General features: G+C 71.2%; 8 protein-coding genes and 1 pseudogene. 5 read left to right on the top strand and 4 right to left on the bottom strand.

What is annotated here, in order from left to right:
• From IZR01_RS44270 to IZR01_RS44260, 3 genes and pseudogenes are all read left to right on the top strand, one after another.
• A pseudogene (locus IZR01_RS44270) lies at nucleotides 1-502 on the top strand (ThiF family adenylyltransferase); the annotation flags it as partial.
• Nucleotides 499-1,251: a hypothetical protein gene (locus IZR01_RS44265; protein ID WP_194927324.1), complete on the top strand. Its 753-nt coding sequence runs from the start codon at nucleotides 499-501 to the stop codon at nucleotides 1,249-1,251. The pseudogene IZR01_RS44270 and the gene IZR01_RS44265, both read left to right, overlap by 4 nt.
• Before the next feature lies 1 nt (nucleotide 1,252).
• On the top strand, nucleotides 1,253-1,915 hold the full coding sequence (locus tag IZR01_RS44260) for a hypothetical protein (protein WP_194927323.1): 663 nt from the start codon (nucleotides 1,253-1,255) through the stop codon (nucleotides 1,913-1,915).
• 9 nt (nucleotides 1,916-1,924) lie between these two features.
• On the opposite strand, the gene IZR01_RS44255 is transcribed toward IZR01_RS44260, so the two are convergent.
• Together IZR01_RS44255 and IZR01_RS44250 are read right to left on the bottom strand one after the other, a co-directional pair.
• Nucleotides 1,925-2,884 (bottom strand): glycoside hydrolase family 130 protein, encoded by a 960-nt coding sequence (locus IZR01_RS44255; RefSeq protein ID WP_194896161.1) that lies wholly within the window; start codon nucleotides 2,882-2,884, stop codon nucleotides 1,925-1,927.
• 638 nt (nucleotides 2,885-3,522) lie between these two features.
• A complete protein-coding gene (locus IZR01_RS44250) occupies nucleotides 3,523-5,829 on the bottom strand; it encodes a glycosyltransferase (protein ID WP_194896162.1) in 2,307 nt (768 codons plus the stop codon).
• A gap of 710 nt (nucleotides 5,830-6,539) precedes the next feature.
• Here IZR01_RS44250 and IZR01_RS44245 point away from each other — a divergent pair.
• Nucleotides 6,540-7,163, top strand: a complete 624-nt coding sequence (locus IZR01_RS44245; protein WP_194927322.1) for a hypothetical protein — start codon at nucleotides 6,540-6,542, stop codon at nucleotides 7,161-7,163.
• 165 nt (nucleotides 7,164-7,328) lie between these two features.
• Here the strand turns inward: IZR01_RS44245 and IZR01_RS44240 are convergent, their stop codons facing one another.
• Nucleotides 7,329-9,230, bottom strand: a complete 1,902-nt coding sequence (locus IZR01_RS44240) for a hypothetical protein (RefSeq protein WP_228555097.1) — start codon at nucleotides 9,228-9,230, stop codon at nucleotides 7,329-7,331.
• A 92-nt stretch (nucleotides 9,231-9,322) separates the two neighbouring features.
• A complete protein-coding gene (locus IZR01_RS44235; RefSeq protein ID WP_194927321.1) occupies nucleotides 9,323-10,036 on the bottom strand; it encodes an SDR family NAD(P)-dependent oxidoreductase in 714 nt (237 codons plus the stop codon).
• Between the two features lie 64 nt (nucleotides 10,037-10,100).
• Between IZR01_RS44235 and IZR01_RS44230 the strand changes: the two genes are divergently transcribed.
• Nucleotides 10,101-10,598: a MarR family winged helix-turn-helix transcriptional regulator gene (locus IZR01_RS44230; protein WP_194927320.1), complete on the top strand. Its 498-nt coding sequence runs from the start codon at nucleotides 10,101-10,103 to the stop codon at nucleotides 10,596-10,598.
• Nucleotides 10,599-10,721 lie beyond the last annotated feature (123 nt).

Genomic DNA, 10,721 nt, shown 5'->3' with positions numbered 1-10,721 from the left:
GTTGTATCAGGGGGCGCGGGGTGGGGAGGTCATCGTCGCCGCGGCTGGGAGTGCGTGCTTCGCGTGCGCGACCGGGGGTGTGCGGGCCGATCTGCGGGAGACCGGCAGTGGTGACGTCGCCGCGCGGACCGACTATGGGACCGGGCGGCTGGTGGCGGAGCCGGGGCTGCTCGCGGATGTGCATCATGTGTCGGCGGTGGCGGCGAAGGCTGCGCTCGGGTTGTTGCACGCGCCCGATGATGACGCCGCGGCGGCTCGGTTCGCGTACGGCATCCTCAAGGCCGGCACCACGTATGCGGTCTTCGGGCACGAGCCCGACTACTGGATCTTCGCCGACCTGATGCGCTCGACGCCGGCCCAGTACGCGTACCAGTCGCTGTGGTTGTCGGTCGCCAGTCGCGGCGATTGCCCGGTGTGTGGTGAGCTCGCGGGGCGGACGGATCCGTCGGCTTACCGGGAACCGGATGTCGATCTCATCAGGGCACTGAGGGAGGTTGAATGAGTGCCCTGTATCCAGCCCCCTCCCCCAGCGCCACGACCTGGCTCGCGACGTTGCGCACGACCCTCGCCAGACTTGCCGATCAGGTGCGGCCGGGGCCACCGATCGACGCCGAATCCCTTGCCACGCAACTGGAATCCGAGTCACCGGAAGCCGCGGAACTCGGCGGCGAGTTGCGGGCGATGCTGCGGGGATTCGGGCCCGTCATCAGTGGTCTGACGGCGGCGTTCGGGCTGGCGCCGACGACGATGCTCATCGCGCTCGGGCGGGGTGCGCAGATCGGCGAAGTCGATCCGGTGGTCGCGGCGGCGGTGGATGAGGTCGATGAACTCAGGGCACTGACGTCATCCGGAACCGTGACCATCGCGAAGGACGGCCGCTCGACCACGCTCATCGCCGCGACGACGGTGGCGGGGCCGACGGGGCCACTGCGCATCGCGTGGCCTGACCGCGAAGATGTCTGGCTCTGTGCGGTTCAGGCCGCTGCGAGTCCGGCGCTGACTGCTCGGGCCGCGTTGGAGAGGATCCTGCCGCAGGTCGGTGTCAGCCGAGCGCACATCCGAGCGGAAACCAGAACCCGCACCGCCCACACCACCCAACCCAGACCGCCCACAGCCCACCTCCACGCCGCCCTCCTGGCCGTCGACCCCACCGCCGACCCGGACCTCGTCATGGCCCGCCTGGAGGGCTGGCGAGCCGCCCTGGAACAACTCCACCAAGGCGCCGTGGCCATCCACTGGGAGCAAGCCTGAGATGGCCAACCACGACATCGACAAGATCCGCACGGCGATCGCCCAACAGCAGGGCCGCATCCCCCGCAGCGCCGACCGTGGCGCCAATCGCAGCGCCAACCACGGCACCGACTACAGCGCCACCCACGGCATCTTCCGCCCCGGCCGCACCCACCGCCCACACCCGCGCCCCGCCCCGCAGACGCCGGCCCAGTTCGCGCTGGCCGTGCTCTCGGTCCTGCTGACATTCCTGGCCGTCCTGTTCACCGTCACGGCGGGCCAGTTGGCCGCGTTCTGGATCGGCGACCACGCGCAGAGCCACGGCAAGGCGTGGCCGGTGTTCCGTGCGCTCGGCTACCGGCCGTGGCGGCTGGGCGGGCAGGCGTACCTGTACCACGCGATGGTGGTGGAGTTCCGGCTGCTGCCGTGGGTGACGATCGTCGCGGTACTCACCGCCGCGCTGGCCCGGCCCTATCAGGCGGTGCTGGCGGCGTTCGTCGCGGGGATCGTGGAGAACAACTGGTGGCTGCACCTGCCGACCTATGACTTCCCGCAGTGGTTCGCGGACCTCGTCGACCGGCAGCGCACGCTTCTGGAGCACCACGACCCGTGGCAGGCGTTCGGGATCCTGCTGGCCTCGGCGCTGGTGGCGATGGCCTGGGCGGAGCGGACCCAGGCCACCTGAAGGGTCTCCTCAGCCGTACTGCAGGAGGTAGTCCAGCGCCTCGCTCATCGAGGCCGTCGCCATGGCGATGCAGGAGTCGCCCGCGCCGTAGTACAGCCGCAGGTCGCCGGTCTCCTCGTCGTGGATCATCCCGGTCGGGAACACCACGTTCGGCACGTCGCCGTGGGTCTCGTAGTCGGCGGACGGGCCCAGCACCCACTGCGGGGAGCGGCGGATCACCTTCGCCGGGTTGTCCAGGTCGAACAGGACCAGCCCGGCTCGGTACAGCGGGCCGGCGGCCATCTCCTTGACGCCGTGGTAGACGCCGAGCCAGCCGTGCTCGGTCTCGATCGGGGCCGGGCCCAGGCCCATGCGGGCCGCGTCCCACCAGGCGCCCTGGCGGCTGGTCATGACCGGCTCCGGGTTGCTCCACTGGCGCAGGTCCTTCGAGCGGGACATCCACACGTCCGCGCGGCCGTCGCGGACCGAGAGCGGGCGGTGGTAGAGACAGAACTCGCCGTTGACGCGCCGGGGCAGCAGCGAGGCGTTCTTGTCCTCCGGCGGCATCACCACGCCCAGCTTCTCCACCGACTGGAAATCCTCGGTGGTGGCCAGGGCGACGCAGGGGCCGGCCGGGCCGTAGGCGGTGTAGGAGATGACGTACGCCGACAGTTCGGCCACATAGGTGATGCGGCAGTCCTCGACGCCCCACATGCTGGTCTGGTCGGAGGGGTCGTCGGCCAGCAGCGGCTTGGCGTCCACCCGCCAGCCGTGCACCCCGTCGGGGGAGCGTGCGACGGTCAAGTGAGACAGGCCGCGGCGGTCCTCGACACGGCACAGCAGCACCGTCTCGCCGTCGTGGCTGGTGGCGCCCGGGTTGAAGACGGTGTTGATCTGGTAAGGCCAGTCGTTGGCCGTCAGGATCGGATTGGCGGGGTCCCGGCGGAACAGTTCGCCGTGGGGGCTGGTGGTGCCGAGCGGGGTCGACATCTCTTGCCTCGCAGGTGTCTGGTTGCGAACAGGTTTCGATCTTCGCAAACGGCACAGTTCGGCCGCTGGAAAGCACCGACTGTAGCGCCCGTGATCCATCGTGTCTGGGCAACACGCTAAACGCACTCGCCAGCAGCGGGTTTCCATTGACGGGCTTGGATCATGGGTTCAGGGCATTTCGGCACGACCTGTCGCGCAGCGCCTATTGCGGGCCACCGCGGCGCCAGGGCCAAATGTGTGACGAAGTCCACGGCGGGACAGGCCCGCGCCGGCCGCCCGCATAACGCTCGGCGGCCGCCGCGGTGACTACTCGGTGCCTACTCGGCCATTGACGGATAACCCGATGGCAGAACCCTCGCGCTGTTACCGACAGGATTCATCACCGGTTCAGTCGTCACCGGAATGGCCGCACTGCCCGAGCCGGCGGCAGCGAAAGCCGGGCTGGGCGAAGCCGGGCCAGGAAAAGCCCGGCCCGACAAAGCTGGGCCTGACAAAGCTCGGCCCGACAATGCCGAGCCGAGCACCGCAACGAATCAGCCCCGTACCACACCACCGCTCGCGCGGGGTGCGGCCCGGGGCCGCTCTTGATCGCGTCGGACCGAATCTCCAAGCCGGGCCTGGAGATTCGCCCCGCGCGCTCACACCAGGTCGGCCGAGCGCAGCGCCAGCAGCGCCTGATAGTAGGCGAGCGTCGATTCAGCACCCTGATTCGAGTTCGCGTCGGTCTCGCGCAGTCCGTCCCGGCCGCCGCCGCTGCTCGCGTCGTACAGCGGCAGACCGAGCCGGTTGGCCCCGAGGAACCACCCGAAGGCCCGCCGCGCCCGGTCGGCGTAGAACTCCCGGCCGGTGACCCGCCAGGCCTCCACACACGCCTCGACGACCGCCGCGGCGTCGATCGGCTGCTCGTCGCCCTCGTAGGCGGGACGCGGCGCGCCCTTGCGCCGCCACAGATTCCCGACCAGGGCCAGATGTCCCTCGGCCTCGCCGCCCAGACCGGCCTCGTCCCCGCCCGCACCCGCGCCGAGCCCGACCTGGCCGAGGTACCAGTCCAGCGCTCGCAGCGCGTGCCCCGCCATCGCGGCGTCCCCGGCCCGCTCGGCACCGGCCAGCAGGGCCTGGGGCAGCCGGGCGTTGTCGTAGGTGAGCTCGTCCTCGAACCAGGGCCAGTCGTCGGTGGCGGTGGCCTGGAAGGCCGCCTCCAGCCGGGCGACGCCCAGCGCCGACTCGGCGGTCGGCTCCGGGATCCGCACCAGCCCCAGCAGGGAGTAGGCGGTGGAGCGGACCGTGGTCAGGGCCCGCAGGCCCGGTCCGGCCTGCACCAGCAGCGCCGCGGCGCGCTCGCGGTACTTGTCCGGCACCGCCGGGCCGGCCGCCACGGCGCCGAGCGACCACAGCAGCCGCCCGACGTGGTCGCCCCGGTGCGGCTCGTCCAGCCACTCCCCGGTCGCGGCCCGCATGTTGCGCGAGCCGAGGGCGGCCGGGTCGTAGGCGGCCTCCAGGAAGCCCAGGGAGGTGTCCAGCCAGTCGTGCGGGTCCGCGCCTTTGAGTTCGCGCACCGGGACGTCGCACAGTCCGGCCGCGACGATCGCCAGCCGGGAGACGTCGTCCACGCAGTAGCCGGATCCCAGGTCCGGTTTGGCACGGTCGCTGAACTGGACGATGCCGCCGGAGTCGGTGATCCGGTTCAGGTGCGTCAGTTTCAGCTTGGGCACGTCCACCCGCGGCATGCCCGCCGCGTCGGTGGCGACGGCGTCGGGCACCGGACGCGTCCGGCGGGCCGCGGTGGCCCGCGCGATCCCGGCGAATCGGCGGGCCACCGCGGTCCAGTGCAGTCCCGCGCCTCGGGTCCGGGCCGCCTCGCGGGCGCGCTCCAGGCGCTCGGGGTCGGACAGCAGGGTGTGCAGGGCCTCGGCGTAGGCGTCGGGGTCCTCCGGCGGGACGGTGATGCCGGCGCCGCCGGCGAGCATGTCCTCGGCGTAGAAGTACGACGTGGACACCACCGGGCAGCCGGCGGCGACGGCGAAGGTCAGGGCGCCCGAGGAGATCTGCTCCCGGGAGCGGTAGGGGGTGCAGAAGATCTCGGTGCGGGCCAGGACCGCGGAGATCTCGGCGTCGGTCAGGAAGAGGTCCAGGAAGACGACCCGGTCCTGCATCCCCGCGCCTTTGACGGCCAGGACCAGTTCGTCGCGGTAGTGCTCGCCTTCCTGGCGCGCGATCTCGGGGTGGGTGGAGCCGGCGATGAGGTAGGTCACGTCGGGGTGCCGCTCGGCGATCCGGCCCAGGGCCGCGATCGCGGTCTCCAGGCCCTTGCCGGGCGAGAGCAGGCCGAAGGTCGACAGCAGCCGGCGCCCGGCCAGCCGGTCCAGCGTGGCCGCCACCTCAGGGCGGACTTCGCCGCCGCTTCCCGGCGGCGGCGCTCCGTGCGGGACATGCACGATCCGGTCCGACGGGGCGATCCCGGTGTCGACCGCCAGCCGGCGCGCGGTTCCGGTGAACACGGTGACCGCCGCGGCATCGCGGCACAGCCGGTACAGGGTCCCGGCCTGCGAAGGGCTCGGCTCGGAGAGCACCGTGTGCAAGGTGACCAGATAGGGCACGCCGAGCCGGTGCAACTCGGCGGCGAAGTCGGTGATCCAGGCGCCATCGACGCCGCCGAAGATCCCGTACTCGTGCTGGATGACGACGGCGCCCACCCCGGAGGCGGCCACCTGTTGGGCGGCCTTGCGGTAGTCGCCGCGCTCGTCCTGGCGGATCACCGTCCGCACCGTCGCGGGGTAGGCCAGTCCGTCCCGGTCCAACGCGCAGATCTCCACGCGCACGTCCGGAGCGGCATCGTTTAACGCGACCGACAGGTCGCGCGAGTAGGTGGCGATGCCGCACCGTCGCGGCGGATACGTGGAAACGATCGCGAGTGTTATGCCGATGTTCGAGACAGTCCCTGCCATGACCTCTCATACCTCTCTCCGCCGTCACTAAATACGACGGAACCGGCAAGTCACTCTAACGTGACTCAGTAGTCTGAATCAATACTCTTAGACGTATTGCCGGTTTCGCCCCGATGAACAGCCCCGGACGCACAACGCCGTTGGCAAGGCGCTGAACGGGGGAAAGCGGCCGGTCCGGGCCGCACCTGCTGACGTGGGTCGCTTGACAACCCCCCGGGTCCGGCATGGTTTAATAGCGCCATGACCGGCGCTTGCATCACGTGCTGCGCGACCTGCCATGGGACGAAAGCCCATATGGCCGGCCGCGTATGCCGCATGCGTCGAATGTGCGGCCGCTGACGTCCGATAGCCCGCTGGTACGGAAGATACGAGGGTTCGCCCCCGCGTCATCCGGAGGGCACCTTCCAGCCGCCGTACTCCTGTAGAGGTAACTCTGATGACACCGCACCCGTCGCCCACCACCACCCGTTGTGGAGCCGCTTCGCGGCGCTCGACCAATACTCCAAAGCCCCGCCTCAGCTCCTGCGCGACCGTGGCCGGCACACCGGACTACCGCTTGTGCCTGCTCACGCACCGGGTCCCTCCCCGGGTTCATAAAACGTGCCGTCGAATGCGCTGGGGCGTACCAGCCAGCGTTGTCTGCGTACGCCCTTCCCGGACCGCCGACCCCCGATTCGTGAGCTTTGCGACCCCGCTGAGGAGCACCCCCGATGGACCCCCGCCGCCTGGAGAAGATCTACGACGCCGTCCGTGACGAGCTGGACGGCCTGGACCGCTTCGAGATCGAGCAGCGCGCCTGCGCGGCCCGCGCCCGCTGGCACGCCGCGTCGACAAGTCCCAACGCCAATCCTGAACAACGCGCCCTGGCCGGGGCCCGCGCCGCGGCCATCGGCCGGGTGCTGATCCACCTGCGGCGCACCTGGACCGACGAGTACGACGGGGCCGACCACGCGGCCCGGGCGCTGGCCGCCGAACGGGTCGACCCCGAGGTCGCGGCGGGTGTGCGGGCGGCCGGGCACCCGGTCGGGGCCCGGGTTGAAGTGGTCGGCGAGGAGCGCACGGGGGTCGTGCAGCAGATCCTGGTCTCCCGCGAGCAGGACGGGTACTACGCGCGCTGGTACGTGGTGCACGTCGCCGAGTTGCAGCTGTGCCGGGCCTACGGCTGCGACGAGTTGGAGACCCTGGAGCCGGAGCAGGCACCGCTGCTGCCGGCCGCGCAGCACTCGGCGGCGTCGTTCGCGGCGCTGGCCGAGCGGGCGGAGCGCGCCGAGCGGGGCGGGGTGACGGTGCGGCACGGGGGGCGGAACGGTCGGCGGGTGCTCGCACCGGCGTAGGGCTCAACCCGACCCGTGCGGCGGCCTATGAGGTCTCGGGCCGGATCCGGTGTGGGGGCACCGGGTCCGGCCCTTTCGGTTGCGGCTTGGTGGTGGCGCGAAAGGGGCGAACGCACGGCGTACGTCCGCCTTTCCGCCAATCGGGCGTGACGAACGGCACACGGCTCACCGCCGGAAGAAGTCCCGCACGTTCACCAGCAACAACAGCAACGCGGCGACGCCCATCGCGACGAGGAAACCGTCACGGGCGTGGCGGGCTGTCCACTCCAGCACGCTGATCACCACGCCGGCGCCGACCAGGATCACCGCGACGCTGACGGCGGTGGTCAGCAGCCGGCGGCGGGCCAGGGCCTCCAGGGCGGCGAAGATGACCAGGATGCCGAGCAGCGTGGGGATCTTCTGGCGGTCGTCGGGCAGGAGCAGGACCGTGGCCACGGCCAGGAACAGCAACGGGACGCTGACCGCGGCCCAGATCTGCAACAAGATGCCGTGGTGCTTGCGGTCACCGGGGACATAGGGCTTGTGGGTGCGGATGACGTGCGCCTGGGGATCCTGCGGGGGCAGACCGCCGCGTTCGAGGACGTTCAGGTGCACCGCGCGTTCCTCGGCCAGGGCGGCGCGCTCTTTGATGAGCCGGCTCACGGATTCCTCGGCGACGCGGGCCTCGCCGAAGCGCTCGGCCGCCGCTTTCGCGGTCTGGAATTCGGTGCGCAGGGACAGGACTTCGGCGTGGCGGTCGCGGGCTCCCTGTTGCAGGACAACGGTTTGCTCGTCGGCGTCGGTGATGCGGGTGTCGAGGTCGGCGACGCGGCTCTCCAGGCTGCGTCCCAGGCCGGTGTCGTCCGGGGACACCTTGTGCAGGCCGGCCCAGCCGAGGGGGTCGGCCCAGGAGAAGCGGACGGTGCCGTCGCGTTCGTAGCGCGGGCCGGCCGGGGCCCGCTCGCCGCCGGCCCAGTCCCGGGTGTCGACGCCCCACAGGCCGCGGAAGCCGCGGACCCAGGGGGTGTCGTCGTCGATCAGGACCGGGTGCCACACCCGGTCCTGGCCGGGACCGACGCGGGCGCCGTCGCCGCGGGCGTAGTCGATGAAGGGGATGCCGAAGCCGTGCTCCTCGCTGCGGGCCCGGCGCAGCATCATCTCCGCGCCGCGCTTCCACCACCGGGCCATGGCGCCGAGGAAGCGCGGGTTGACGGTGACGAGGTAGTCGCCGGCGAGGAAGGCGCCGGAGTGCGAGCCGGCGCCGGCGAAGACCACCGGGTGGGTGCCTTCCACGGTCAGGTCCGGGTCGTCCCAGCGGCGGCGGAGGTCGTCGCCGGTGTAGTCGTGGGAGGAGAAGGCGACCCAGCGCGGGGAGACTGTGCGCGGTTGTTCGGCGCCCGCGGCGGCCTCCTCGGCGAGATAGACGGTCACCATCTCCCAGTCGGCCTCGTGGTCGTTGACGCCGCCGAAGGTGGAACGCCAGTCGTTGGCCGCGTAGAAGTACCAGTACTGGAGGATGACGTAGCCGCCCTGCCGCAGCACTCGGCCGTAGTAGGGGGACACGGCCGAGCCGCCGCCGGCGTGGTACTGCTCGGCGGCCTTGGTCATCACGCCGCCGGGCACCGTGCCGCGGATCAGGAGGCTCAGCCGCAACAGGACGTCGATCAGGCGCGCGACGAAGCCGACGGCCGCGAGGCGCCCGGTGCGGCGGATGCCGGTGGGGTGCCCTTTGCGCCAGCGGCGGACCTCGCGGCCGCCGGCCGGTTTGAGGACGTAGCGCAGGAACAGGGGACGGTCGGGGTATTGGTCCGCTGCCGCCAACAGGGACGCGAGGTCGAGGGAGCCGGCCGGGACCAGTTCGGTCTGCTTGTCGCCTTCTCGCCAGAGGCTGGCCGCGGCGATGTAGCGCTCGATGTCGGTCGGGAGGAAGTACTCGCCTTTGGTGTAAGCGAGGATCGGCTCATGGGTGCGCAGGAGGGCGAGGTCGTCAGCGCCGACGGAATCGGCGAAGTGGGGTGGGTCGGCAGAGTGTGGTGGATCGGCGAAGTGGGGTGAATCGACAGAGTGCGGTGGGTCGGCGGCAGTCATCGAAGCCGACGATAGGTCACCGCGATCAACGGCGCGCGCCGGATCCGCGGCGGGGATGACGTCGGTCTCGGCCGGTGGTGAGGGCTTCGGGCTCAGCGGGTGGTGAAGGCGCCGCCGTTGACGTGGATCGTCTGACCGGTGATGTGCCGCGCGCCGACGGAGGCCAGGAAGAAGGCGGTCTCGGCGATGTCGTCCGACGTCCCGGCCCGCTTGTCGTGGGTCTCGGCGATCAGTGCCGCCTCGCGGGCGTCGGTCATGGCGCCCTGGAAGAAGTCGGTGTCGGCGATGTACCCGGGCGAGATCACGTTGGCCGTGGCCCCGCGCGGGCCGAGCTCGGCGGACAGCGCGGCGTACCAGGCGCCGAGCGCGGCCTTGGCGGCCCCGTACGAACCGCCGCGCCGCTCGGCACCGATGCTGCCGATCGCGACCGCCGTGCCGCCCGGCGCGAGGACGGGCTTGAGCGCGGTGGTGGTGAGGACGGCGCTGATCAGGTTGGCGTCCAGATCCGCGCGCCACTGGGCCAGAACGGACTCCAACTCCGTCGCCGCGGGCTCCGCGGCACCGAGGCCGCCGGCGCAGTTGACCAGCACATCGAGCGTTTCGAAGCGCTCAGCGAGGGCCTGCACGGCCTGCGGATCGGTGGCATCGCACACCACGCCGGTCATACCGAGCTCCTTGGCGACCGCCTCGACGAGCTCCGCGCGCCGGCCGGTGATGGTGACGCGGGCGCCGTCGGCGACGAAGCGGGCCGCGACGGCTCGGCCGATGCCGCGGGTGGCGCCGGTGATGAGGACGGTGCGGGTCATGGTTCCCCCTGGTACGTTTAGGGCTAAACGTTTAGACCTTAACATGAGACGGAGAGCAGCACGCATGAGCACCACCGCCGCCGAGATCGCCGCCGCGTGGCGCCGCGAGCGTCCGGGCACGCCCACCGACTCGATCGAGGTGTTCACCCCGATCGTGCGGCTGGCGAAACTGCTCACCGATGACCGGACCAGGGTGTTGCGGGCGGCCGGGATCGATCGGGCGACCCTCGACCTGCTCTCGGTGCTGCGGCGGGCCGGCCCGCCCTACACGCTCACCACCCGCGAGCTGACCGAGCGGACGCTGGTCACCGCCGGTGCGATCTCGCAGCGCGTGGCGCGTGCCGAGCAAGAAGGGCTGGCGACCAGGGCTCCCGATCCCTCGGGCCACAAAGCAGTGGCGGTCACGCTGACAGCCGCCGGACACGAGGTCATCGAGCGATCGGTCGACGCGGTGCTCGGGCGGGATTCAGAGTTGGTCGCCGGACTCAGCGCCGAGGAGCAAGACTTGCTGATCCCGCTCCTCGGCAAGCTCGAAGGCTTCGTCCGAACCCGAGTCGGCTAGTGCGGTGGCTGGATTGGTTTGCCGTGTTGGTGGTGTGGTTGCGGGTTGGACGAGAGTCGGGCACGGAGGCCGCCGGTCACGTACGGGGTTAAGGGCGTTGTGAAAAAACCGCCTGTTTTCGTC

The sequence above is a fragment of the Catenulispora pinisilvae genome, from assembly GCF_015356865.1.
Classification (GTDB): Bacteria; Actinomycetota; Actinomycetes; order Streptomycetales; family Catenulisporaceae; genus Catenulispora; species Catenulispora pinisilvae.
The sequence above is the reverse complement of the archived record's forward strand: the minus strand, read 5'-3'. Positions and strand labels throughout refer to the sequence as shown.

Bases quoted from the DNA above. Each gene is read 5' to 3' on its own strand.
- IZR01_RS44265 (WP_194927324.1), top strand. From the start codon at position 499: ATGAGTGCCCTGTATCCAGCCCCCTCCCCCAGCGCCACGACCTGGCTC.
- IZR01_RS44260 (WP_194927323.1), top strand. From the start codon at position 1,253: ATGGCCAACCACGACATCGACAAGATCCGCACGGCGATCGCCCAACAG.
- IZR01_RS44255 (WP_194896161.1), bottom strand. From the start codon at position 2,884: ATGTCGACCCCGCTCGGCACCACCAGCCCCCACGGCGAACTGTTCCGC.
- IZR01_RS44250 (WP_194896162.1), bottom strand. From the start codon at position 5,829: ATGGCAGGGACTGTCTCGAACATCGGCATAACACTCGCGATCGTTTCC.
- IZR01_RS44245 (WP_194927322.1), top strand. From the start codon at position 6,540: ATGGACCCCCGCCGCCTGGAGAAGATCTACGACGCCGTCCGTGACGAG.
- IZR01_RS44240 (WP_228555097.1), bottom strand. From the start codon at position 9,230: ATGACTGCCGCCGACCCACCGCACTCTGTCGATTCACCCCACTTCGCC.
- IZR01_RS44235 (WP_194927321.1), bottom strand. From the start codon at position 10,036: ATGACCCGCACCGTCCTCATCACCGGCGCCACCCGCGGCATCGGCCGA.
- IZR01_RS44230 (WP_194927320.1), top strand. From the start codon at position 10,101: ATGAGCACCACCGCCGCCGAGATCGCCGCCGCGTGGCGCCGCGAGCGT.